This is a genomic window from Actinoplanes italicus (genome assembly GCF_003001815.1).
Taxonomy (GTDB): domain Bacteria; phylum Actinomycetota; class Actinomycetes; order Mycobacteriales; family Micromonosporaceae; genus Actinoplanes; species Actinoplanes italicus.
In genome coordinates this window covers 200,207-224,875 of the sequence record NZ_PVMZ01000013.1, presented here as the reverse complement: position 1 = coordinate 224,875, position 24,669 = coordinate 200,207, and the positions used below count along the sequence as shown (strand labels likewise).

21 protein-coding genes are annotated in these 24,669 nt (G+C 70.1%); 9 read left to right on the top strand and 12 right to left on the bottom strand.

The window, feature by feature from the left end:
• Positions 1–84 precede the first annotated feature (84 nt).
• Entirely contained in the window at positions 85–1,563 is a 1,479-nt protein-coding gene (locus tag CLV67_RS29385; RefSeq protein ID WP_170154051.1) for a 5'-methylthioadenosine/S-adenosylhomocysteine nucleosidase, read from the bottom strand.
• Positions 1,564–1,596: 33 nt separating this feature from the next.
• On the opposite strand from CLV67_RS29385, the gene CLV67_RS52120 reads away from it, so the two are divergent.
• From CLV67_RS52120 to CLV67_RS29365, 5 genes are all read left to right on the top strand, one after another.
• A complete protein-coding gene (locus CLV67_RS52120) occupies positions 1,597–2,175 on the top strand; it encodes a hypothetical protein (RefSeq protein ID WP_170154050.1) in 579 nt (192 codons plus the stop codon).
• 4 nt (positions 2,176–2,179) lie between these two features.
• Positions 2,180–3,268: a DUF4037 domain-containing protein gene (locus CLV67_RS29380; protein ID WP_106324083.1), complete on the top strand. Its 1,089-nt coding sequence runs from the start codon at positions 2,180–2,182 to the stop codon at positions 3,266–3,268.
• Positions 3,269–3,358: 90 nt separating this feature from the next.
• Positions 3,359–4,132: a cyclase family protein gene (locus tag CLV67_RS29375; RefSeq protein WP_106324081.1), complete on the top strand. Its 774-nt coding sequence runs from the start codon at positions 3,359–3,361 to the stop codon at positions 4,130–4,132.
• Positions 4,129–5,769, top strand: coding sequence for a thiamine pyrophosphate-binding protein (locus CLV67_RS29370; protein ID WP_106324079.1), 1,641 nt, complete (start codon positions 4,129–4,131; stop codon positions 5,767–5,769). Before CLV67_RS29375 ends, CLV67_RS29370 begins: the two co-directional genes overlap by 4 nt.
• A gap of 57 nt (positions 5,770–5,826) precedes the next feature.
• Positions 5,827–7,059, top strand: a complete 1,233-nt coding sequence (locus CLV67_RS29365) for a glycosyltransferase (protein WP_106324077.1) — start codon at positions 5,827–5,829, stop codon at positions 7,057–7,059.
• Here CLV67_RS29365 and CLV67_RS29360 read toward each other — a convergent pair.
• The 4 genes from CLV67_RS29360 to CLV67_RS29345 form a co-directional block, all read right to left on the bottom strand.
• A complete protein-coding gene (locus tag CLV67_RS29360) occupies positions 7,045–7,812 on the bottom strand; it encodes an aminoglycoside phosphotransferase family protein (RefSeq protein ID WP_106324075.1) in 768 nt (255 codons plus the stop codon). The genes CLV67_RS29365 and CLV67_RS29360 overlap by 15 nt on opposite strands.
• Positions 7,813–8,207: 395 nt before the next feature.
• Entirely contained in the window at positions 8,208–11,453 is a 3,246-nt protein-coding gene (locus tag CLV67_RS29355) for a discoidin domain-containing protein (protein ID WP_106324073.1), read from the bottom strand.
• 65 nt (positions 11,454–11,518) lie between these two features.
• Positions 11,519–12,955 (bottom strand): glycoside hydrolase family 43 protein, encoded by a 1,437-nt coding sequence (locus CLV67_RS29350; RefSeq protein ID WP_106324071.1) that lies wholly within the window; start codon positions 12,953–12,955, stop codon positions 11,519–11,521.
• Between the two features lie 11 nt (positions 12,956–12,966).
• Positions 12,967–15,390 (bottom strand): beta-L-arabinofuranosidase domain-containing protein, encoded by a 2,424-nt coding sequence (locus tag CLV67_RS29345; protein WP_106324069.1) that lies wholly within the window; start codon positions 15,388–15,390, stop codon positions 12,967–12,969.
• 283 nt (positions 15,391–15,673) lie between these two features.
• On the opposite strand from CLV67_RS29345, the gene CLV67_RS29340 reads away from it, so the two are divergent.
• Both CLV67_RS29340 and CLV67_RS29335 read left to right on the top strand, forming a co-directional pair.
• Positions 15,674–16,120 carry a DoxX family protein gene (locus CLV67_RS29340; RefSeq protein WP_239166564.1) on the top strand — a complete coding sequence of 149 codons (447 nt, stop codon included), beginning with the start codon at positions 15,674–15,676 and terminating at the stop codon, positions 16,118–16,120.
• Between the two features lie 284 nt (positions 16,121–16,404).
• Positions 16,405–17,178 carry an NPP1 family protein gene (locus CLV67_RS29335; protein WP_106324065.1) on the top strand — a complete coding sequence of 258 codons (774 nt, stop codon included), beginning with the start codon at positions 16,405–16,407 and terminating at the stop codon, positions 17,176–17,178.
• A gap of 26 nt (positions 17,179–17,204) precedes the next feature.
• Here the strand turns inward: CLV67_RS29335 and CLV67_RS29330 are convergent, their stop codons facing one another.
• Positions 17,205–17,441, bottom strand: a complete 237-nt coding sequence (locus CLV67_RS29330) for a hypothetical protein (RefSeq protein ID WP_146169338.1) — start codon at positions 17,439–17,441, stop codon at positions 17,205–17,207.
• Positions 17,442–17,482: 41 nt separating this feature from the next.
• Between CLV67_RS29330 and CLV67_RS29325 the strand changes: the two genes are divergently transcribed.
• Positions 17,483–18,265, top strand: coding sequence for an aminotransferase class IV (locus CLV67_RS29325; protein WP_106324061.1), 783 nt, complete (start codon positions 17,483–17,485; stop codon positions 18,263–18,265).
• Here CLV67_RS29325 and CLV67_RS29320 read toward each other — a convergent pair.
• The 5 genes from CLV67_RS29320 to CLV67_RS29300 form a co-directional block, all read right to left on the bottom strand.
• Positions 18,222–18,848: a GyrI-like domain-containing protein gene (locus tag CLV67_RS29320; protein WP_106324059.1), complete on the bottom strand. Its 627-nt coding sequence runs from the start codon at positions 18,846–18,848 to the stop codon at positions 18,222–18,224. The two genes, CLV67_RS29325 and CLV67_RS29320, sit on opposite strands and share 44 nt — an antisense overlap.
• A gap of 20 nt (positions 18,849–18,868) precedes the next feature.
• The gene (locus tag CLV67_RS29315; protein ID WP_106324058.1) at positions 18,869–19,186 is read right to left on the bottom strand and encodes a hypothetical protein; all 318 of its coding nucleotides are present in this window, start codon (positions 19,184–19,186) and stop codon (positions 18,869–18,871) included.
• A gap of 10 nt (positions 19,187–19,196) precedes the next feature.
• On the bottom strand, positions 19,197–20,021 hold the full coding sequence (locus CLV67_RS29310) for a MerR family transcriptional regulator (protein ID WP_106324056.1): 825 nt from the start codon (positions 20,019–20,021) through the stop codon (positions 19,197–19,199).
• A 95-nt stretch (positions 20,022–20,116) separates the two neighbouring features.
• Entirely contained in the window at positions 20,117–21,481 is a 1,365-nt protein-coding gene (locus tag CLV67_RS29305; protein WP_203737358.1) for a gluzincin family metallopeptidase, read from the bottom strand.
• 109 nt (positions 21,482–21,590) lie between these two features.
• Entirely contained in the window at positions 21,591–23,171 is a 1,581-nt protein-coding gene (locus tag CLV67_RS29300) for an ABC-F family ATP-binding cassette domain-containing protein (protein WP_106324054.1), read from the bottom strand.
• Between the two features lie 173 nt (positions 23,172–23,344).
• Between CLV67_RS29300 and CLV67_RS29295 the strand changes: the two genes are divergently transcribed.
• Entirely contained in the window at positions 23,345–23,749 is a 405-nt protein-coding gene (locus CLV67_RS29295; RefSeq protein WP_203737356.1) for a VOC family protein, read from the top strand.
• A 19-nt stretch (positions 23,750–23,768) separates the two neighbouring features.
• Here CLV67_RS29295 and CLV67_RS29290 read toward each other — a convergent pair whose 3' ends face one another.
• Entirely contained in the window at positions 23,769–24,635 is an 867-nt protein-coding gene (locus CLV67_RS29290) for a helix-turn-helix transcriptional regulator (protein ID WP_106324050.1), read from the bottom strand.
• Positions 24,636–24,669: the final 34 nt, after the last annotated feature.

Sequence of the window (24,669 nt, the reverse complement as noted above, 5' to 3'; positions counted from 1 at the left end):
TACGCGAATCCCTCGATGACGCCTCTCCTCGTTTCGTCGGCGCCGGCGGAAGACCTGAAGTCAGCGCCGCCGGAAGACCTGAACTCAGCGCCGCCGGAAGATCGCCGCCAGACGTGCGGTCAGTTCCGCGGCCACCTCACCGGTGAGCCGTTCGAGGTGTGTCGCCGGCAGGGATTCCTCGGCCGGCACCTGCGCGATGTTCGTCCGGCCGAACCCGCCGGCGTGCGTCCGCGGCAGATTGCCGATGCTGTCGACGGTGACCATCCAGGCCTTACTGACCGCCACCGCGGGCGCGTAGCGGGCGGCCCGGGGCAGATCCAGGTCGAGGAGGATCCTCAGGGCGATGGCGAGACGCCCGGTGACCCAGTCGTCGTCGAAAATCGCGCCGAGCCTGTCGGACGGGAGCGGTTCCCAGGCAGAGCGCACGCCGTCGCGGCTGACGAGCAGGCCGCGGGGACCGAATTCATGGCCGGTGACGACGGCTCGGGCCGCTTGCTCGTCCGTGGACGACTTGGCGGACATCTCGGGCGGCAACAGACCCGCGAGTGTGTCGGCGAGCCCCGGCAACCTGCGGACCTCGATCCTGGCCACGTCCCCGACCGGGATCAGATGAAGTTCGAGCGCCGTGTGCTCGATGGTGTGGTTCTCCTGCTTCCGCCACGGCACCGGCGGTGGCCGGCTGAGGGTGCGCCACTCCAGCGCGAGCGGATCCTCCGGGGCGTGGATGTGGACGTCGCCGTGCATCGCGCCGAACGCCGGTGCGCCGACCCCGATGATGTTCTGGACCGTCGACGACTGCTCGGGCTGCGCGGCGGGGACCTCGTGCGGCTGCGACAGGTAGTCCCTGATGACCGCGACGGCGAAGTCCGCCGCGTTCCGGGCGGCGAGCGGCTGCCACCCGTCCGCGTCGACGGTCTCCTTCTCGCCGTCCGCCCTGTCGCTGATGCCGCGGACCACCAGCGCCGGGACACGGCACACGTGACAGGCCCGGGCCATCCCGGCGCTCTCCATCTCGATGGCACCGGCATCGTTGTAGTGGCTCACCAGCTGCTTCGCCAGTGGCCGGGTGCGGGAGTTGAGCACCACGTCACCGGCGGCAACCGCCCGGAAGTGAACCGGTGGCGCATCCGGAAGCTCATAGTGGTCATGGGCGGCCATCTGGGCGAGCTGCAGGAGTTCGTGGTCGGCGTCGTGGGCATCCGGCCGGGCGAGGAGGCCCGCGTCGGTCTCCATGCCGCCCTGGTAGGCGTAGACCTTGACGGCGACGACCACGTCACCGATCCGCAGGTCGTCGTGCAGGGCTCCGGCGATACCGACGAACAGGATGGCACTGGGCCGGAACAGTTCCACGGCGTGATCGACTCCCAGCGCGGCATCGATGTTGCCCTTCCCCAGCTGGGCGATCGCGATCCTGCCGTCGACCCCCGGCAGCACGCCCACCTCGAACTGGGTGCCACGCGGATGCGACCGCCGGACCCGGTCCTGCACATGTGCCCGAACCGCGCGGTACTCCACCGGGAGCGCGGTCAGCACGACGACCCGCGCACCGTCCTGTGTGCTCACCGGATCAGCGTAGCCGTCGGCATCATGGACGACATGGACGAACAGTCGGTGCAGGCGCGGGGCGGCTTCGCCTACGGAGTGAAGCATGGTGACCTGCACGTCCACGGAAGCGGCGGCGTCTCGTACCGGCTGGAGAGGGTCGAAGATCCTCTGCCCGGCGACCCGGTTCCGCACCGCTGGCCGGAGGGCCGCCTCTCCGCCCTGTGGCTGCACGGCCCGGATTTCACCCGCACGGGTGCCGCCTCCGCATCGATCGCGGCCGGGTTCGCCGCCGACGGCTGGGCGGTCCTCGCGGCCCGGCCCTCGAACGCGCCCGGAACCGACCCGGTGCCCGCGGACGCGACCGGAGTGGTGATCATCGTGGCCGGCGCCGACGACTGGTCCACTCCGGAACTCGGCTGGCTGCTGAGCAACACCGTCCTGCACCGCCCCGAGCTGCCGGCCCGGCTGCTGCTGACGGCGAGCAGCATGAACGGGCTGCCCGCCCTGCGCGCCGCCCTCACCCCGTTGCGGGCCGGGATCCACCCGATCGAGATCGCCCGGCCCTCCGGCGGAACCGTTCCGGCTGATCGGCCGGGGGACGTTCCGCGCGGCACGACAGACGTAACTTGACGGCATGCATCCGTCGTTCATGCCCGGGCTGCGCTTGTGCCGGGACTTCTACGCCGAGGCGGTCCGCCCGCTCCTCGACGACGCCTACCCGGGTCTCGTCCACGCCGCCGCGCGGGTCGGGCAGGGGTCGGAGGTGCTCGGCTTCGACACGCCCCGGTCGGTTGATCACGACTGGGGGCCACGGCTGGAGCTGTTCCTGTCGGCGGAGGACGTCGAACGGCACGGTCGGGACATCTCGGCGCTGCTCACCGCGCGTCTGCCCAAGGACGTGCACGGCTGGCCGACCAACTTCGAACCCCCCGACGCCCGGGTACGGGTGATGACCGCGACCACCGGCCCGGTCTCCCACCGGGTGCTCGTCACCGACGTGGCGAGCTGGTCGGCGGCACAGCTAGGGTTCGACGCGCGCCGCCAGCCGGACCTGCTGGACTGGCTGGCGACGCCCAGTCAGCGGCTGGCCGAGGCGGTCGGCGGCGAGGTGTTCCACGACGGGTCCGGCGAACTGACCGTGCTCCGCGAGCGGCTGCGGTGGTATCCCGACGACGTGTGGCGGTACCTGCTGGCCGCCCAGTGGACGCGGATCAGCCAGGAGGAGGCGTTCACCGGCCGGGCCGCGGAAGCCGGTGACGAGCTCGGCAGCCGGGTGGTGGCGGCCCGCCTCGCCCGCGAGGTGATGCGGTTGTGCCTGCTTCTGTCGCGCCGCTTTCCCCCGTACAGCAAATGGTTGGGAACTGCTTTTCAGAGACTGCCGGGAGCCGAAGGGATCGCCGCCGCCCTGCGCGACGCTGTCGAGACCGGCGACCCGCAGCGGCGGCAGGCCGCGCTGTGCAGCGCCTACGAGGCCGCCGGTGCCCGGCAGAACCGTCTCGGGATCGCGGAGCCGGTCGAGGCGACCCGCCGGCCGTACTTCGACCGTCCGTTTCCGGTCATCGAAGCCGGACGGTTCGCCGACGCGCTGCGGAGCCGGATCACCGACCCGGCGGTGGCCGCGTTGTCTCCGATCGGGGGAATCGACCAGTACGTCGACAGCACCGACACCCTGGTCGATCCGGCCCTGTGCCGGAGGATCATGGGAGCGGCCGGGAAATTCTGACGACCCGGGGGCGTCGATGCGCGTTGGAACGATCGGGGCGGCCGTAGGCTCGGAGCCGTCACCGACGACCTCGCCCGCGTGGAGATGCCGATGAGCGTTCTGAAGGCCCTGTTGTCCGGACTCAGCGCTGGCTCGATCGAGGTCGTCGACCTCACCGCACCGCTGTCCGCGAGCACGCCGATCCTGCAGCTGCCGCCGCCGTTCGCGAACACGATCCCGTTCGGTCTCGAAGAGATCAGCCGGTATGACGACCGGGGGCCGGCCTGGTACTGGAACGACATCCACACCGGCGAGCACACCGGCACGCACTTCGACGCGCCGATCCACTGGGTCACCGGCCGCGACGGTGACGACGTGTCGCAGGTTCCGCCGGGGCGGCTGGTCGCTCCGGCCGTGGTCATCGACGTCGCCGACCGGGCCGCCAAGGACCCGGACTTCCTGCTCGAGGTGGAGCACGTCCGCGAGTGGGAGGCCCAGCACGGGCCGCTGCCCCAGGGTGGCTGGCTGCTGCTGCGCACCGGCTGGGACGCCCGCTCCGGCGACCAGGAGGCGTTCCTGAACGCGAACGAGACCGGCCCGCACACCCCCGGCGTGTCGGTGGAGGCCGCGAAGTGGCTGGCCGAGGAGTCGCCGGTGATCGGCCTCGGCGTGGAGACGGTCGGCACCGACGCGGGGGCCGCGCACTCGTTCGACCCGCCGTTCCCGTGCCACTCCTACCTTCTGGGCGCCGGCAAGTACGGGCTCACCCAGCTGCGCAATCTGGACCGGCTACCGCCGACCGGGGCCGTGGTGATCGCGCCGCCGCTGCCGATCGTCGGCGGGTCCGGCAGCCCGGTCCGGGTCCTGGCCCTGATCGAGAAGTGAGCGACCGCACCGTTGCCGACCTGGTCGGCGAGACGCTCGCGAAACTCGGCGCCGACCTGGTTTTCGGTGTCGTGGGCAGCGGGAACTTCCACGTCACGAACGCTCTCGTCGCGAACGGGGCCCGGTTCGTCGCGACCCGGCACGAGGGCGGCGCGGCCACGGCCGCCGACGCGTACGCGAGGGTCAGCGGACGTCCCGGCGTGGTCTCGGTGCATCAGGGCTGCGGGCTGACGAACGCGATGACCGGCATCGCGGAGGCGGCGAAGAGCCGTACGCCGATGGTGGTCCTCGCGGCGGAACCGGCCGCGGCCGCGTTGCGCTCGAACTTCCGGGTCGACCAGGACGCGCTGGCCCGTGCGGTCGGCGCGATCCCCGACCGGGTGCACAGCGCCGCGACCGCGGTTGCCGACACGGCGCGGGCGTGGCGGACCGCCGTGCGTGAACGGCGGACCGTGGTGCTCAACCTGCCGCTGGACGTGCAGGCCGCAGCCGCCGGACCGGCCGATCCGCCACCGGCGCCCGCGGTGCAGCCGCCACGTGCCTCCGACGACGCGGTGACCGCTCTTGCCCATCTGCTGAGCGGCGCTGAGCGGCCGGTGTTCATCGCCGGTCGTGGTGCGGTCGCCGCCGGTGCCGAGCTGGCCGACCTGGCCGCGGCGTGCGGTGCCCTGCTGGCGACGTCGGCTGTCGCGAAGGGCCTGTTCGCCGATGACGACTGGAATCTGGACGTGTCCGGTGGCTTCGCCACGCCGCTGGCGACCGAGCTGATCCGGGCCGCCGACGTCGTCGTGGCCTGGGGCGCGTCGCTGAACATGTGGACCAGCCGGCACGGTTCGCTGATCGGGCCGGAGACCGTGGTGGTGCAGGTGGACCTGGACGAGGCCGCGTTCGGCGCGCACCATCGCATCGATCTCGGTGTGTGCGGTGACGCGGGGCCGACGGCGGTCGCGGTGGCTGCCGCGCTCACCGGTTCCCGGATCGCTTACAGGACCGATGTCGTACGGGAGAGGCTGCGCGCCGCATCCCGATGGCGCGACGTGCCGTTCGACGACGACGGCGACGACACCCACATCGACCCGCGGACGCTGGCGATCACCCTCGACGATCTGCTGCCCGCCGAGCGGGTGGTGTCCGTCGACTCGGGCAACTTCATGGGTTACCCGTCCATGTTCCTGTCTGTTCCTGATCATCGCGGGTTCTGTTTCACGCAGGCGTTCCAGTCGGTCGGGCTCGGGCTGGCCACCGCCCTCGGCGCGGCACTCGCCAGCCCGGGCCGGCTGCCGGTCGCGGCTTGTGGTGACGGCGGGTTCCTGATGGGCATCGCCGAGCTGGACACGATCCGGCGGCTCGGCCTCGGCATGCTCGTCGTGATCTGGAACGACGAGGCGTACGGGGCCGAGGTGCACCACTTCGGGCCGGGCGGCCACCCGATCTCCACGGTCGTGTTCCCCGAGACCGACCTGGCCGCCATCGCCCGTGGCCACGGCTGCGCGGCGGTCACCGTGCGGGGGCCGGACGACCTCGAACCGGTTCGCGAATGGCTGGCCGGGCCACGCGACCTCCCGATGGTCGTCGACGCGAAGGTCGCCGCGGACCGCCCGTCCTGGTGGCTCGAGGAGGCGTTCCGCGGCCACTGACGCTCTCAGCGCGATCACAGCGGTGATCGTCGATGGTGGACGCCGGGAGGTGCAGCGATGCGGGTACTGATCGCGGCGGTGGGCAGCCGGGGCGACGTGGCGCCGTTCACCGGGCTGGGTGTGCGGCTGCAGGATGAGGGTCATCAGGTCACGATCGCCACGCATGGGCTGTTCGAGGCGTACGTGACCGGCTGCGGGCTGGGCTTTCACCGGCTGCCGGTGGACACCCGGGAGGAGCTGGCCGCCCGGGTCGAGGCCGACGGCGGCCGCAGCCCGGCGCGGATGACGCTGGCCGTGAACCGGGCCCTGGCCGCGCACGCCGGAGAGACGGCGGCGGCGCTGACGGCGGCGGCACGCGACGCCGACGTGCTGCTGCTGACGCCGTTGAGCTGGATCGGCGGGCACGTGGCGGAAGGGCTCGGGCTGCCCAGCATCGGCGTCTACCTGCAGCCGATGACACCGACGCGGGAGTTTCCTCCGGCCACGGTCACCACCCGTACGCTCGGCGGCTGGGGAAACCGGACGGCCGCCTCCGCGCTGCGCATCGCCGGGATGCGGCCCAGCCGGCGGGTCGTCGACGAGCTCCGGGCCGGGTTCGGGCTGCCGCCGGTGGCGCCGGGCGCATGGCTGGCCGGACTCGAGGCGTCCCGCTGGCCGATCTGCTATGGGTTCAGCCCGCTCGTGGTGCCGCCGCCCGCGGACTGGCCCGACTTCCACCGGCCCGTCGGCTACTGGTGGCCCGCCCCGGAACCGGACTTCAAGCCCGGCAGCGAGCTTGCCGGCTTCCTCGCCTCGGGTCCTCCCCCGATCTATGTCGGCTTCGGGAGCCTGCCCGCCACCGATCGGGCTGCCCTCTCCTCGCTGGTCGGTGCCGCGATCCGGGAGGCCGGCGTGCGGGCGGTGGTACACGGCGGCTGGGGCGGTCTCACCGTCGCGGGCGACGATGTGCTCGCGGTTGAGGACGTGCCGCACTCGTGGTTGTTCCCGCGGATGGCCGCTGTGGTGCACCACGCGGGGGCGGGTACCGCGGCAGCCGGTCTGCGGGCGGGGGTGCCCAGTGTGCCGGTGCCGTTCATGGTGGACCAGCCGTTCTGGGCGGGACGGCTGCACCGGCTCGGTGTGACACCGGGTCCGATACCGATGCGGCGGCTGACGGCCGGGCGGCTCGCGGCGGCGCTGACCCAGGCCATCGGCGACCCGGTATACCGGCAGCGGGCCACCGAGATCGCCGCACTGCTGGCGCGGGAGGACGGCGCCGCCGGGGTCGTCCAGCGGCTACGGGAGATCTAGGGCAAGCTCGCGGCTCTGCTCGATGCGCCGCTCGATCCCGGCGAGGGCGCCGGACTCCTGCCAGGTGAGCTGCGGCTGGCGGCCCTCGGCGGCGAGTCTGCGGACCCGGGCCAGTACCTCCTCCTGCTGGGCGATCACCCCGTCGGCCAGGCCGTCGATCGCGGTGAGGCCGTATGCCGCGGCGAACACCTCCATCCGGCGCCGCCGGTCCGGTGCGGCGGGGTGTCGCATCGAGCTCATCGCGAACTCGTCGTCGCGGAACGGGGCCACGTATTCGAGGGCGTAGACGACGTCGTGCAGGGGCGGGTGCGGCCAGGTGTAGTCCCAGTCGAGGATGCCGATCGGGGTGTTGCCGTGCCACACGAGGTTCCACGGCCCGAAGTCGCCGTGACAGACCAGGTCGCCGGGTCGGAACACACCGTCGTGGGCGGCCCAGCCCGCTGCGGACGACGGGCGGAAGTCACGCACCGCGTCGTGGTAGTCGCGCAGCAGCCGAGCCATCGCGGTCAGGCCCTCGTCGGTCACGACCTTCGCCCAGCCGTCACCACCGGACTCGCCGTCGATCCAGGTGAGGACCTCGCGGCCCTCGTCGTCGATGCCGAGCAGGCGCGGGGCGTACTCGAATCCCTGTTCCTGAAGGTGTTGAAGAAGCTCGTGGACGGTCGTCGACCAGGGATGCAACGGGCGGCGCACGGTGTCGCCGATGCGGACCACACGCCGGTACGGGTCATCCTGAAGCACCTCGTCGCTCATTGGCACAGCACATCACCCCGGTACCAGTACGGCGGTGCCCGCCCCTCCCTCCGAGAGAGCGTGCACCGCCGTCGATTCACATCACGCCATGAGTGGGGTCACTGCCGCCGACTCATCGGACTTGTCCCGGCCGCCGCCTGCACCGGTACCGCCTCCGCCCGGCGGTGGGGGTGGCGCGGGTTTGCCGGCCGCTGCGAACACATCTGGCGCCACGGCCGATGCGGGGGCGCCCGGAGCGCCGGAACCATGGGCTGCGGAGACCCGGATCGCCGGTGCGGCCTGGGCCGATGCGGACAAGCCGATCAGCGGCGCGAGCGCCATGGTCATGCTGGCCGCTGCCAGCATCCCGGTGGTCGCCTGGAACGGCGGCCACCGGGTCGTCGGTCACCGGGTCGTCAGCTGGCGAAGGCCTTCACCTCCAGCAGGCCGACCGACGAGGCGCCGCTGGTCAGTGCGACCCGCAGCCTGGTGGTGCTGACCTGGCCGAACGTGACCTGGTTGTACTGGTTGGCGGCGACCGGATAGCCGCTGGCCGACGGGACGTCGACGTAGGCGGTGCCGTTCCAGTACTGGAGCTTCCACGAGGCGGGCAGGTCGATGCCCTGGCCGTCGTCGAAGAAGTAGACCTGTGCCGACTGCAGGTTCTGCGCCGACGACCAGGTCAACTCGGCCCACTGCTGGCCGGTGTTGGGCCAGGTGCCCCAGCGCGGGTTGACGGTGTCGTTCGACGACGGCGGGTCGACACCGTCGTTGATCGCCGCCACGGACTCCCACGATGAGGTGTAGGACGCGCTCGGGGTCGCCGAGGTCGCCAGGTTCGGGTTCGGATTGGGCGGTACGGTGCCCTGCCCGTACAGCTTCAACTCGGTCAGTCCGGTCTTGAGGCTGCCGGACGGTTGCGTGAACTGGATGCGGAGCCGGGCCGTGCTGACCGGTGTGAACGTGACCTTGTTGAAGTTGGCCTGCGGTGTCCCGGGGGTCTTGACCTGTGAGGCGGCGTTGACCCAGGTGCTGCCGTTCCAGTACTGGACGTTGTAGGCGGTCGGTGGCCGGTACCGGTTGCCGGCCCGGTCGTTGCGGAAGTAGATCCAAGCCTCGTCGACCGTACGCGCCGTGCCGAAGCCGACCTCGTACCAGTCGGTGGCGTTGGCGCTGCCGAAGCTGCCCCACAGCGGCGCGTTGGTCGGCAGCCCGTCGATGGCCGCGGCCGCCGACGTGCCGGAGGTGGTGTACGACGCCGACGCGGTGGCGCCCGCGGCCAGGTTGGGCCTGGTCGAGGTGAGGTCGACACCCGCCTTGCTGAAGATGTCGACGACCCGGGCGCTGTTCTGCACCACGTTCTGCGGGGCCTGCAGTGACGGGAAAGCGCTGCTGGCCGCGACCGTGCCGGTGGTGGTGACCGCCCCGGTCGCCGGGTTGTAGGTGAACGGCACGAGCTGGTTGACGGTGGCGACCCGCGTCCCGTTCAGGAAGATCGAGTAGCCCTGCGGGACACCCGGGTACCTGGTCACGCCGTCGGCCGGGTCGTCCCAGACGACCGACAGGTTGGCGTTGCGGTACCGCAGGTTGTTGACCGCGAAGTGGCTCCACCCGATGTTGATCGGCGACAGCTCGATCTGGGTGTCGTTGCGGGGTCGCAGCCCGGCGACGTCCTCGATGATCGTCCAGTTGCTGCTGCCGAGGATGTTGTGGTGGATCCACGAGCGGTAGTTGATGCTGCTGCCGTTCCAGTCGGCCCAGAACTCGTTGGCGTCCGGCCAGGCCGTGTTGCCGCCGACGTACTGTGCCCAGGCGTTCCAGTAGAGCAGCTTCTTGTAGTCCTCGGCGTTCATCCACTGGTTGGGGTAGTTGCGCAACACCGACGAGTAGAGCCGGAACTGCACGGTGGAATTGATCGTCGAGAAGTTGTTGCTGCCGGGGTTGCCGGCGGCTGCCGCGGCGGCCTTGTCGACCTGGTTGGCGGTGTAGAACGGGAAGATCGGGTACTGGCCGGCGTCCGCGAACAGTCGCAGCGCCTCCCGGTACTGGGCGGTGTTCGGCATCAGCCCGACCGAGTACGGGTAGTAGTTGTTGATCTCCTTCCACGGCACGTGCGTGTTCGTCGACACGTGCTTGTGCTCGAGCAGCTGCCGCGACGGGTTCCACAGCGTGTTGACGACGCCGTCGCGGATCCGGTTGGCGAGCGTCTGCATCTCGTTCGCCTTGGCCGTGTTGCCGAGCAGCGTGTAGGCGTCGCGGGCGGCGTTGGCGGCGCTCCACACGTACGCGGTCTCGGCGCGGTCCAGGTTCCCTGCCCGCCAGTGGAACGACACCGCGTCGGCGTCGTTGCCGGTCATGGCGCCCCAGTCGTACTCGATGACGCCGTTGTTGTTGGTGTCGTAGGTCGCGAGCTGACCCTTGGCGTCGCCCTCGGCATAGCGGGCGAAGTTGGTGAGCATGGCCGGCTGACCACCGTGGATCTGGTAGGCCCGCCAGGCGGCCTCGGCGATGTACTGGGTGTACGAGTTCGACCAGTTCTCCGGGTCGCCCGGGTTGTCCATGAACCGGCCGTTCGCCGAGTACTGGCCGACCGCCAGGTACGGGCCGTACGAGTACTCCGCGCCGCGCAGGTACTTCAGGTCGTCGATGTGCATCGGCTGGGTCAGCGCGATCGCGTTGTTGTAGCCGGTCACGCCCTCGATCGACTGCGGGAACTGGAAGTCCTGCCCCGGGATGTCCGCGTCGAGGTGGTTGAAGCGCATCAGCCACCAGCGGTAGTAGATGTTCTTCTTGATCGCCGCGTCCGGCACGTCGATGTACGGGACGTTGTCGGCCCACCAGCGGTTGTAGTCGCGCACGTGGGTGGCGAACGCGTCGGCGGCGGTGCGGGCCCGGTAGGCGTCGTACTCGGTGCGCGACGCCGGGATCTCGTTGGCGACCAGGCCGAGCTGCACCTTGACCGTCACCGTCTGACCGGCGGCGACCGTCACCGATCGGCTGAGCGCCCCGTTGGCGGCGGTGAAGCCGTCACCGGAGAACCGCGGGTAGAGGGTGGTCAGGTTGTTCTTGACGGCTCTCGTGCCGGTGAGCTCGCTGCCGCTGACGGTGGTCGCGTACGGCGAGGTGGCGTTCAGGGTCAGCGTCGTCGAGGCGGTGCCGGTGTTGACCACGGCGACGTTGGTGACCAGCACGTTGTTGTTGGTGATGAACTTGGTGACGTCGAGCCGGACCGACCCGCCGGTGTGCACGCTGCGCCAGTGGCTGGGTGTCTGACGGCGCTGGGCGGCCTGCTCGGTGAAGGTTCCGCTCGACGCGGTGATGGCGTAGGCGTTCTGGCTGGAGATGTTGTCCCAGTACGCCGCGTTGCCACCGAAACCGATCACCGACGGGTTGTGCGTGTACATGAACGCGGCCCGCCCGCGCGTCATCAGCCAGGTGCCGGCCGGGTCGTTGCCGGTCCGGGCGAGCAGCCGGTCCATCCAGAAGTCGGTGCCGCCCGACTCCGCGTCGTAGATGGCGCGCATGGTGTCACCGGTGGTGTAGCCGACCGGCGGCGCCGGGATCGAGCCGGCGTTGCTGAAGGTGGGATAACCGATCGGCTGGGCGGCCTGCGCCGGCTGCTGGGCCACGGTCAGGGCGGCCGAGATCAAGAGCAGACTCATCGGGTACGCCCGGAGCCGCGCCCATCCGGGCCGCCTGCCGCCGGTTCGCTGTCGCATCGGCCCGCTCATGACTGGAAGGCCTTCCACTCGAGCACGCCGGTGGACAGGCCGCTGCGGGACGTGATCTGCAACCGGAGCCGGGTCGTGCTGATCGCGCTGGTGAAGTTGCTGACGTTCTCCGTGTTACCGGCGACCCCGCACGCCGACTGCAGCGAGACCGGCACGTACGCGCTGCCGTTCCAGTACTGCAGTTGACATGACGCTGGTACGTCGATGCCCTGGTTGTCGTCGAACCAGTAGACCGAGCTCTTGTTGATCGACTTGGCGGTCGGCCACTGGTACTCGACCCACTGCACGCCCTGCTGCGGCCAGTTGCCGTAGGCGAGGTTCGACCGGTCCTGCGAGTTCGCCGGCGTCCCGCCGTTGTTGATCGCGGCGAGGCTCTCCCACGAGGACACATAGGACGTCGAAGCGGCCGCGGACGGTCCGAGGTTCGTGCCGCTGCCACCACCGCCGCCGCCCGGGTTCGCGGGCGGGCCGGTGGTCGTCTGCACGACCGGCTGGATGGTGCCGTCAGCGTTGAAGTACAACCGGTCCACGGCCACCGACCTGCGGAAGTTGCCGCCGCTCGGCGCGTTCGCGTTGTGGTAGACGATGTACCACTGGCCGTTGAACTCGACGATGCCCGCGTGGTTGGTCGTCGACGACACCTGGCCGAGCACGACACCGCGGTGGGTCCACGGGCCGAGCGGGTTCGTCGCGGTCGCGTACCGCTGGCAAGCGTAGTTGGAGTTCGTGACACAGCCACCGGTGTCGTTCGCGGCGTACATCATGTAATAGAGGCCGTTGCGTTTGAACATCCACGGCGCCTCCCAGAAGTTGGTGAGGCCCGTGGGCGTGACGACCGACCCGACCGTGTCGATCATGTTGCTGGCCAGGCGTACGGCACGCGGTCCCCAGTACCCGCCCCAGTACATGTAGGCCTGACCGTCGTCGTCGACGAAGACGGTCGGGTCGATGTTGAGGCCTGACGAGTTGGGGGTGCTGTCGCTGATCAGCGGTCCGCCCTTGGCGTCGGTGAACGGGCCGAGCGGGCTGTCGCCGACCGCCACGCCGATGTTCATCCAGCCCGCGCCGTTGCCGTTGACGGACGTGTACCAGTAGTACTTGCCGTTGCGCGGTTCGACCTCGCTGGCCCACGCGTCGGCACCGGCCCACGGGAACGTGCCGATGTTGGCCTTCGCGCCGTGGTGGGTCCAGTTGGCCGCGTCGGTCGACGACAGCACGTGCCATTCGCGCATCTGGAAGTTGGTGCCGCCGGCAGGTGCCTCGTCGCGGCCGGCGTAGATGTACATGGTGTTGCCGACGACGAGGGGGGCCGGGTCGGCGGTGTAGATGCTGGTGATGATGGGGTTCGCGGCCTGTGCCGGGGTGGCGACGGCTATGGCTGCGGCGGCGGTGACCAGCGCACACAGAGCCGCCGGCCATCTTCTTCTGGACATCGGACTTCCCTTCACTGCCCGGTGGCGTGCAATTGCGCGACCTCGGCCGCCGTGAGCGCCCGGCTGTGGATCCGGAAGCTGTCGACGGCTGCGGTCAGGTATGGATCGGAGCCGTACTGGGAGCGGCCGATCCAGTTCTGGGTGGTGGACGGCAGCGACGACGGGCGTACCGTCAGCGCTGTGTTGCGGGCGACCTCGGCGCCGTTGACGTAGAGGACGCCGAGGTTGCCGGTGTGGGTGACGGCGACGTGGGTCCACGCGCCGGTCGGCAGCGCGGCCGGTGCGTTGATGCGCTGCTCGGCGCCGGAGCCGCCGCTGCTGATCGCGTACCGGGCGGTGCCGGAGCTGCTGCGCGGGGTGAGGAACAGGTACGCCCCGGTGCCGGTGCCGAAGTCGAACACCCGGGTCCAGCTGGCGGCCGCGTCGAGACGCACCCAGGTGGCGATCGTGAACGCGGTGACGCCGCTGAGGATGCCGGCGGGCAGGCTGACGTACCCGCTGGCGCCGTTGAGCAGGACCGCGTTGCCGCTGCGCCCGGCCGTGCGGGTGACCCCGCCGACCAGTGAGGCGGTCCAGCCGTTGCCGGTGGCGTCGGCCGTGGTCGTGCCGGACGATTCGTCGAACAGGTAGCGCGCTTCCCGCGGCGTCGTGCTCGTGACGTTCCAGTAGACCGAGTACCGCTGGCCGTGTGTCTTGTAGAACGGCCGGAGCAGCACCGATCCGGCGGTGTACTCCAGCGGCGTGCCGGTCGGCTGCGGCGTCGAGGACAGCGTGGGCAGGGCGGTCAGGTTGCTGGTGCCAAACTGCCCGGCCAGCACGATCGGGCCGTGCTTGACCGCGCGCACCGACGGGTTGTCCGGCGTCGGCTCCAGGGTCAGCGCCATCGGCAGGCTGATGTCGACGACGTCGCCGGTGGTCCAGGTGCGGTTGATCGCCAGGTACGAGCCGGGGGTGGCCGTGCCGGTCACGGTGCCGTTGACACGCACCTGGGCACCGCCGGCCCACGACGGGATGCGGATCCGCAGGTCGATGGCCCCGGAGCCGGCCGTGACGGTGAGCCGCGACGACGGGCTCTCGGGGTAGGTGGTGTCCTGCCGGATGGTGAGGCCGCGGCCCGGCCAGGACAATGTGGACTGTACAAACAGATTGACGTACAGCGTGTTGCCGTTGAAGAAGTAGATGCTGTCACCGAACTTGGTGTTCGTCTCCATGCCGGTGCCGTGACAGCAGGTGAAGTTGTCGTAGTCGTTGCTGTACGTCTTGATGCCACCGGCGCGCAGCGGCACGTAGTAGCTGTGATGCCCGTGCGCCGAGCTGGGGTTCTGCGCGCCGAGAAGGTGGTTATAGAGGCCCTTCTCGAAGAAGTCCATGAACTCGGCGCCGCGGGCGGGGTCGGTGAAGAACAACTGCCGGGTCAACTTCAACATGTTGTACGTGTTGCAGCATTCGCAGGTGGTGTCGGAGAGCTCACTGGCGATCCGGTTGGGCGCCTGGAAGTACTCGCCGTTGGAGTTGCCGCCGATGGCGTACGAGTGCTGGCGCACCACGAAGTTCCAGAAGTTGACGGCGATGTCGCGGTAACGGGTGTCGCCGGTGGCGTGGAAGCCGCGGATGGCGGCGATCGCCTTCGGGATCTGCGTGTTGGCGTGGAACCCGGCGAGCGAGTCGACGTTCGCCGCGAGCGGGTCGAGGACCTGCGCGTGGTCGAAGTACTGCGCGGTGAACAGGTGCACCGGGTCTTCGGTGAGCTGGTACAGGTTGAACAGCGTCTCGCCGATGCCGCCGAACTCCACGCGCAGCATCTGCTGCCGCTGCGCGTGGGTGAGCCGGCTGTTGCGGGCCTGCACCCAGGCGGCCTTGCGCTCCAGCACGGTGAGTGCCTGGGAGCTGCCGGTGAGCAGGTGCCAGTCGAGCAGCCCCTGCACGATCTTGTGCAGCGTGTAGTACGGCGCCCACACCTGCTGCCCGGTCTCGACCCGGTCGATGAACGACTCCGGGTACGCCGACAGGAAACCGTTGGGCCGCTGGCAGAGCGCCAGCTGGGCGACCAGGTAGTCGCCCTTGGCCTGGTACGTGGTGTCGCCGGTGCTGGCGTACGCCTGGGCCAGCCCACTGAGGACGTGCCCGATGGAGTGGCCGCGCAGCTCGGTGGAGGGTGATTCCCAGCCACCGCACGGCGTCGCGGCCGACGACAGGCCGTTGGTCACGCGGAACATGTGCAGGAGCCGGTCGGCGTTGAGGAAACGCAGGTAGGTCTGGGTGCGGCCGGCGTTGTCGAGGAACGGGCCGGCACCGATCCGGACGGCGGTGAGCGGGAACGGGTACGCCGAGACACCGAAGTCGGGGCGGGCGGCGCGGGCCGGGACGGAAGGTAGCAGGACGCCCGCGGCCCCGGCGGCTCCAGCGATCAGGACGGTACGACGATTGAAACGCATGAGGATACCTCTGCAATCGACCTTTTTCGATGCATGAGCGGAGGCGGAGGCCGGGATAGCTGCAGCGTGCGGCACCCTTGGCCGATGCCGGCACACCCACGGTTCGCCTGCGGCACACGCTGCCTTACGAAAACGTTTTCGGCAAGATGTACGCGGTGTTGCGAATAGATTGCCGTGGCTGGGGGCTCTTAGAAGAAATTTAAGATCACCTATGCCGTACGCGCTACGCGCGCCTCTAATGTGGATTGCCAGGAACGCCCGTTTCCCCCACGAGGAGTGCCAATTGCCTTCCACCAACGCGGCCCGCATCACGTGGCCCCTGTTCCGCATCGTCGTCGGCCTGCTGTTCGCCTGCCACGGTCTCGCCAGCCTGTTCGGCCTGCTCGGCGGCGCTCGCGGCAGCGGTGAGCCGGTCCCGGTCGGAGTCTGGCCGAACTGGTACGCCGCCCTCATCCAGCTGTCCTGCGGACTGCTCGTCCTGATCGGTCTCGCCACGCGCCCGGCCGCCATCCTGGCGTCCGGCTCGATGGCCTACGCCTACTTCGTCGTGCACCAGCCGGACGGCCTCATGCCCATCGAGAACGGCGGAGTGACCCCGGCCCTGTACGCCTGGTCGTTCCTGCTGATCGGTGTGCTCGGCGCAGGCTCCTGGTCACTCGACGCCCTGATCAGCAGCCGCCGCACCCCCGCCGCCGCACCCACCGCCGAGCCCGCGAAGCAGCCGGCCTGACCCCGGCCGTCGTCAACCACTGCCTCGCCGCAACCGAGACAGCGACGTCTCGACGACCGTGAAAGACCCCGGCTGTGCGCCACAGCCGGGGCTCTTGCCTGCCGGGGCCGGGACCGCCAAGCTGAATCCCGCTTGTTACCGGCGGGTATTCCGGTGGCGGGCCGGGACGAAGTGTTCGCCGAGCGTTGATCCCCGCGCGGCCCGGCGGATGCACCGGTTCCGGGCAGCCGTGCGGAAATCATCGCCGAAGCGATCGTCTCCGCTCGATCCCCCGAAGGAGCCCGATGTCCCCCATCCCGCGCAGAGTCTCCCGAGCCGCGTTCGTCGCCGGCGGCGCGCTCGCCCTGATCGCCGCCACCGCGGTGCCGGCGCTCGCCGCTCCCCCCACCGAACTCCCCGGCAACGCCGAGGCCATCGAGACCAAGTGGCAGCCGGCCTACGACTACGACACCGACGGCTGCTACCCGACACCCGCGATCGGCCCGACCGGCACCGTCAACGGTGGACTCAAGCCGACCGGCGCGCTCAACGGCGACTGCCACGACAACTACGACCTGGACAACACCAACGGCTACTCCCGCTACAGGTGCAACAACGGCTGGTGCGCCATCGCGTACGGCCTGTACTTCGAGAAGGACCAGGCCCTCGCCGGCAGCTCGATCGGCGGGCACCGGCACGACTGGGAACACGTCGTGGTGTGGGTGCAGAACGACGTCGCCAAGTACGTCTCCACCTCGGCGCACGGCGACTTCAACGTGTACGCGGCGACCAGTGTCCGCTGGACCGGCAACCACCCGAAGATCGTCTACCACAAGGACGGGGCGAGCACGCACGCGTTCCGCCTCGCCGGCACGGCCGACGAGCCGCCGGAGAACGGTTACGGCACCTGGCAGTACCCGTCCCTGGTCGGCTGGAACGGCTTCCCGTCGACCGCGATCCGCACCGCGCTGACCAACTACAACTTCGGCAGTGCGAGCTTCGGCCTCAAGGACTCGAGTTTCGCCGGCCTGCTCACCGAGGCCAAGCCGGCCGGCATCACCTTCAACCCCGCCGGCTGACGCCGTCTCGTCCGGGCCGGGGCGGGTTACTTCGCCCCGGCCCGTATCAGGTACAGGTGGTCGGGATCGGCGTACGAGGGGAACGGCCACGGGTCGCCACCCGCGCCGGGCAACGGCCGCGGCCAGAGGTCGGCCAGTGCTTCCAGGCCCCACGCCCGGAACGCGGACCCCAGCTCGTGCCAGTGCCGGCCGGGCAGCGTCGCCTCGCCGATCGGGTCGCCGGGCGGGTCACCCGCGTAGGTTGTGAGGCATTGCTCGGCCACGACGATCATTCTGGCCCCTCGGCCCGTGACACGATTCCCCGGTGACGCGTGTGCAGATCAACGGCGAGCCGGCGACGACCGAGGTGTTGCATCGAGCCGCCACCCAGGGTTACGGCCATTACACCTCCATGCAGGTACGAGGACGCGCGGTTCCCGGCCTGTCCCGGCACCTCGACCGGCTGCGTGCGGGCTCGGCCGTGCTGTTCCCCGATGCCGAACCGCCCGCGGGCCTGCCCGCCCTCATCGCCAGAGCGCTGGGCGACCTGGACGACGCGTCCGTCCGGGTCACCGTCCTCCCGCATCCGGACGACCGTACCCGTACCGACGTGATGGTCTCCGTCTCCGAACCCGTCGACGACACCCCACGCCCGCCGCTGCGGGTCCGGACCGTCGCATTCGAGCGGGACCTGGCCACGCTCAAGCACATGGGCACGCTGGGGCAGACCTTCCACCGCCTGCAGGCACAGCGGGACGGTTTCGACGACGTGCTCCTGACCGCCCGCGACGGCGCGCTCGCCGAGGGCTCCGTCTGGAACGTCGCCTTCTGGGACGGCGAACGGGTCGTGTGGCCCGACGCACCGCTGCTGGACGGGATCGTCATGCAGTTGCTGCGCGACGGGCTGCGCGAGATCGGCGTCCCCGACACGACCCGGCGCCTGACGGCCGGGTCGCTGCGGGAGATGACCGCGGCCGCCGCGACGAACTCGCACTGCCCGGCCCAGCCGATCGGCACGATCGACGACGTCGCGTTTCCCCGCAACGAGATACTGACCGGCCTGCTCAGCCGGGCATGGAAGCAGGTCGTGCGGGAACCGCTGCGGTGACGGCCTCCACCGGCTGGCGCAGGATGGTCCGCAGTTTCCCGGGCGCGACCCGGCGCGCGTCGCTGAGGTAGATCTCGTGGTGCTTCCCGGTCATCCGCAGACCGTTGGCGGGGATGAACTCGTCGTGCATCCGGGCCAGGGTCTCGGCCTCGTCGTCGTAGGAGCCGACGTGCAGCGTCTGCACACAGCGCCCCTCGGCGAGGGTCGCCAGGCGGACGGCCGACGAGCCGCCGCCCGCGCCGGCGAACATCTCGTCGTCGACCCAGTCCGGGACCATGATCATGAGAGTCCAGTCCCAGCGGCTCTTGTCGCGGGCCGCCGTGAACGCCGTCATGTCACCGGACCACCACAGGCCCTCCAACGGCATCACGACATGGTCCCGGCCGAGCTTCTTGGCGGCGAACTTCAGACGGTACGCCAGCGGGTACAGCGCCCCGGTGGCGTCGGTGAAGGCCCCGGTGTTGGGGTCGCCGTGGCCGTCGATCATCAGGTACCTCAGGGCGGGAACGTCGACGATGTCGAAGCGCCCGCTCTTCGCGGAGTAGGCCGCGATCTCCTTCTTGAAATCGGTCTTGAGCGTCAACGAGGAACTCCTCGGAAGGGTCAGTCGCCGACCCTGCTCCAGAACCCGAACTCGATGCCGCACGACTTGAGGAACCTGCTCTCGCCCTGGCCGACGATCTGGCGGGCGTGGGTCTTCAGCAGGTCCAGGACATCGGCACCGGGTTCGCCGTTCAGGGCGGCGACCACGCGCGGCACGTCGGCCGGGCTCACGGTCAGGGCGTATTCGTACTCGTTGCCGCCGAAGGGGTTGTCCGGGTTCAGGTCCTGGCCCTGGAACCGGAGTGTGCCGTCGGCGTCGAGCGCGGCGTCGACGTAGAGACGGTTCTCGCTCCAGAGACTGACGCTGCGCTGCTGCATGTGGCCCCGCCTATGCCGGTGTCCCGTCGATGGGGAACTGTACCTCGGTGAGCAGTTCCTCCGGGGTGACCGACTGCGGATCGTTGAGGTAGATCTCGCGCGGCGCGCCGTGCGATTTCGCGCCGCGCTCCTCGATCCACGCCGTGATCACGTGATACGCCGGGGAGATCTCCTGGTAGGGGCCGCGGTGGATCGTCGAGGCGACCGGCCCGCCGGGGATCTCGTGGTACCGCACCGGGCCGTCGGGCAGGGTCGTGCCGGCCGGGACGGGGATGCAGATCTCGACATCACCTTCGGTCTTCTCGTCGATGATGTCGTGGTAGACGACGAACGGCGCGCCGGCGGGCCGGACGCCGGCCGTGCCGAGGGCGCCGACGACCGTGCCGAAGCCCTGCTGGATGGCGGCGCCGATGGTGGCCAGGCCGGTGTGCAGGGTCAGGCCCGCCACCGGGACGGCAGCGGCCTGCTTGACGGTCACCTCGTACGGCATGACGTTTCCTCCTCGATCGATGAGACGTTCGAGGAACCGCAGCATCCGCTCCTGCTCGGCGAGCCGGGCACGCAGGCGTTCCCGGTGTGCCGCCAGGCGCTTGCCGGTCAGCTCGGCGTCGTCGTCGGCGAGCAGGTCGCGGATCTCCCCGACCGGCATGTCGATCGCGCGCAGTGCCCGGATCGCCTCGGCCGGTCCGGCCTGTGCCCGCCGGTAGTAGCGGTAGCCGGTCGCCGGGTCGACCCACGCCGGGGTGAGCAGGCCCTGCTCGTCGTAGAAGCGCAGGGCCTTGATCGACAGCCGGCTCATCCGGGAGAAGCGACCGATTCCGATCAGGTCGTCCATGCTCGGTTCCTCCTTCGCCACCAAGGTTCGGGTCTCCCCCGGCGGGAGAGTCAACCCATCCTGCCGGGGGATCGGAGGAACACGCCGCCCAGTGATCAGGAACGGACGACGGCCGAGGCGCCGTTGGACCGCGGCGACGGGATCGGATGCCCGGTCGGGGAGTCGGCCGTGGCGACGGCCGGACCCCTGCCGGCCACGAACCCGCAGTTGGCGATGGTGTGCTGGCGCAGCAGCATCGAGGTCGGCACCGGGGCGATCTCACGCCAGGCGAAGCACGCACGGATGATCTCGGCGTTCTCGCCGCCGGTGATCTCCCGATCGGCCTGCAGGATGGCCCGCAGGATGCCGTGGTAGGTGAGGAAGTCCGGCGAGACGGCACCCCACGTGACGGCGAGCAGCCGGCCGAGGTAGTCACGGGCGCGCAGCAGCGAATCCTTGAACGCGGCCTCGTTGCCGGCGTACGCGGCCGCGAACTCCGCCTGGATGTCGATCAGATCGTGCGCGGTACCGGGCAGATTCGTCGACCGGGTCCGCAGATCCTCACTGATCAGTTTCTTCGCCACCAGGTCCTGCTGGAACACCTCGACCATGGTGTCGAAGATCGCGCCGGTCAGCGGCAGCGACCGCTCGTGCGGCTCGTCGCCGACGTCGGACATGCGCCGCGAGTTCAGTGCCACCCGGATCTCCCTGCTGTCCGACAGCTCACCGACCCGGTCCAGGCCGTTGATGGTCAGCAGGTTGCCCTTCGTGGTGTCGAGCAGGTGGTCGACCAGCGAGTGAAAGTGCAGCGACGCGACGATCGCGACCAGGTCTCCGGCCGACTCGTGCATGCCGCCGTAGTCGACGCCCTCGTCGAACGGGCTGCCCGGGACGCCGACCTCGGCGAAGATGATGCTGTGCCCCAGTTCGTGGGCCAGCACGTCGAAGTTCTCGCAGAACGGCCGCTCGTGGTCGATCGTGCCGTTCGGCTTCCGGCCGAACCCGAACTCGAGGAATCCGTAGCCCGACTGCGCGTTGTCCCATTCGATCAGCGGGATCAGTTCGAGACGATCGAAATCGGATTCGAAATGCCATTGAATCGCACGTCCGAAGTAGTCCTCCCAGATGTCGAGCACACGGCGGACCGTCGCGTACATGGTGGCGGCCGAGAATTCCCGGCTGCTCGGGTCGAGCTGATCGAAATGGCCGTCCTGACCCGGCTGGACGGGCGGCCGCGCCGACCCGCGGAACGGCGGCCGGAAGAAGTTGTTGTAGGGGAGCTTGCCGATCGCGTCGACCACGAACATCCGGTCGTCACCGGGCCCGGCCCGCATCGCCGCCGGCTCGACCGAGACCGTGACGGTCTCCGGCTCGGCGAAGAGCGGGCCGGAGCCGTCGGTCTTCTGAAGGAACCGGGGTTGCGGGAAGATCCGGAATCGGGTGCCGACATCCGCGAGCCTGCGATCCAGTTCGAGGGACATGGGAGAGCCTCCGCCCGCCGTTGATTCTTGGAGGCCTCAAGACGATTCCTTCACCGCCGCGAAGTCAATGTGAGTGTCCAAGAACCATCCGAACGCGATCTGCCGACCGTCACCTATCCGACGTCTGCAGAGCTCCGCCGGACAAATGCAGCCACCGATTCACCCCGATCTCGTCCAGGAACCGTTCGTCGTGACTGACCACCACGAACGCGCCCTGATAGGCGTTCAGCGCGCTCTCCAGCTGGCCCACGCTGACCAGGTCGAGGTTGTTGGTCGGCTCGTCGAGCAGCAGCAGCTGCGGAGCGGGTTCGGCGAACAGCACGCACACCAGCGTGGCCCGCAGCCGCTCGCCACCGGACAGCACCGACACCGGGAGGTGGGCCCGCATGCCCCGGAACAGGAACCGTGCCAGCAGGTTCATCCGTTCGGCATCGGGCAGCGCCGGCGCGAACGACGCCAGGTTCTCGGCCACCGTGCGGTCGACGTCGAGCAGGTCCAGCCGCTGCGACAGATACGCCGCGCGACCGACGGCACCCTTCTCGATCATCCGCATCAGCGTCGACTTGCCGGCGCCGTTCGCGCCGGTCAGCGCGATCCGCTCCGGACCCCTGACGGTCAGATCCAGACCCGAGAAGATCTCCCTGTCGCCGTACGACGCGCGCAGCCCCTCGCCGTGGAATACGGTGCGCCCGGCCGGGACGTTGGTGGCGGGCAGCTCGACGACGATCCGGTCGTCCTGCCGTGCGGCACGGCTGGCCTGGTCGTATCGTGCCTGCGCCTGCCCGAGCCGATCACCGTGCACGTCGGCCGACCGGGCCGCGGACACCTCGGCGGAGCGTTTCAGGTTGCCGGCGTGGATCCGGGCCAGTCCGGCGCTGGCCAGGCCGCGTGACGCGTTCGACGCCCGGCGCGCGGCCCGTTCCCTGGCCTGCTGTGCCTCGCGTTTCTGCCGCTTGAGGTCCTGCTCCGCACTGCGGACCTGGCGTTCCAGGGTCTCGCGGGAGCCTGCCACCGCCTTCTCGTAGTCGGTGTAGTTGCCGCCGTACCAGCTGATCTCGCCGTGATCGAGCGCCGCGATCCGATCCATCTCGTCGAGCAGCTCCCGGTCGTGGCTGACCACGAGCAGGGTGCCGGTCCACGAACGCACCACTCCGATCAGCCGCTCCCGGGCGTTCCGGTCGAGGTTGTTGGTGGGCTCGTCGAGCAGCAGCACATCCGGCCGTTTCAGCAGCTGGGCGGCGAGCCCGAGGGAGACGACCTGCCCGCCGCTGAGGGTGCCGAGCCGCCGGTCGAGCATGACGTCGCCGAGACCGAGACGGTCGAGTTCGGCGCGGGTGCGCTCCTCGATGTCCCAGTCGTTGCCGACCGTGGCGAAGTGCTCCTCGCCGACGTCGCCGGCCTCGATGGCGTGCAGCGCCGCGATGACCGGCTCGACGCCGAGCACCTGCGCGACGGTCTGCTCCCCGGCGAACGGCAGATGCTGCGGCAGGTAGCCCGGCACCCCGCGGACGGTGATCGTGCCGCCGGTCGGGGTCAGCTCGCCCGCGACGAGTTTCAGCAGCGTGGACTTGCCGGCGCCGTTGACGGCGACCAGGCCGGTGCGGCCCTCGGGCGCGGTGAACGACAGATCGCGGAAGACCGGAGTGTCGTCCGGCCACGAGAAGGAGAGTTCGGCAACGGAAAAGGACATGGCTCACCCCTGGGAAGGTGTCGGATTTCAGGGCACGACGAAGGCAGCCGCCGGATCGGCGGCCGGGGCGGGGTCTTCACCCTGCGATGTCGTCGTCCCCTGCCATGTCTCTCTCCTTGCATGAAAGCTCCGGCAACGATAGCTCATCCAGCCCGTCGCGATAGCGTGCCGTGGTGAATGGTGGACCGGCCCGATTCGGCGGGCGTGACGACGTGGTGCTTGCGGTGGTCCTCGACGTCGCTGATCTCAAACGGTCAGCGGCCTTCTGGGCCGGGGTGCTCGGCTACGATCCCGGGCCGAGCTCGCCCGGCATCTACCGGCAGGTGATGCCCGCCGACGGCAACGGCATCGAGCTGCTGCTGCAGAAGGTCGCCGAACCGCACTCCGGCAAGAACCGCATGCACCTGGACCTGCGCGTGCCCGACCTCGCCGTCGAGGTGGCCCGGGTGGAGGCACTGGGCGCACGCCGCCTCACCAGCGAGCCGATCGAGGAACACGGCTGGTCCTGGCACGTCCTGGCCGACCCCGACGGCAACGAGTTCTGCGTACTCCAGCCACCCACCGACCGCGAGCCGTAGCCCGCACTGGTGAAAGCGCTCACGCTCGGCGGGAACGCGACGCGTGCAGGGACGCGAGGAGCCGGAGGCGGTCGGCGTCGGGACTGCCCGGCTCGGCGGTGTAGACGACCATGACCGGGCCGGGGCTGCCCGGCAGCGGGTAGGTGTCCCAGTCCAGGACGATGTCGCCGGCCCCGGGCACCCGGAAGGTCTTGGAGCCGCTCACCGACTCGCGTACGTCGTGCCGCGCCCACAACCGCCGGAACTCGGCGCTGCGGATGCTCAGCTCACCGACGATCGCGGTGGCTCGTGGGTGCGTCGGGTCGGTGGCGACCGCGGTCCGCATCATGCCGATGTAGTCGAGTGCCTGCCGCTCCCAGTCCGGGCAGCCGCGATCGCCGGTCATCGTGTCGTCGAACATCAGCAGCAACATGTTGAGCCGGTCGACCGGGTGGTCGCCCGGATCGCCGAGCAGGACCTCGGCGAGCGGGTTCCAGTCGAGCAGGTCCAGGTGCCGGCCGAGCACCAGCGCCGGGGTGTCCATCACCCGCAGCAGGCGCCGGGTGCTGTCCGGGACCCGCTCGGGCTCGCGGTGCGCCCGGGCCGGTGCCGGGCGGCGGGCGGCGTGAGCGAGGGTGAACAGGTGGCGGCGCTCCTCGTCGTCGAGGCCGAGCGCGCCGGCGATCGCGTCCAGCACGTCGTCCGACGGGCGCACCTCCCGGCCCTGCTCCATCCGCTGGTAGTAGTCGGTGCTCAGCCCGGCCAGCAGCGCCAGCTCCTCACGCCGCAGCCCGGTGACCTTGCGCCGCCCGCCGGGCTCCAGGCCGACGTCCTGAGGCCGGAGCCGGCTGCGCCGGGCCCGGAGAAAATCGGCGAGCTCACGGGCGTACGGATGAAGGCTGCTCATGACCGCAAGTGTGCCCGCCACCCGGGCCGGCGAA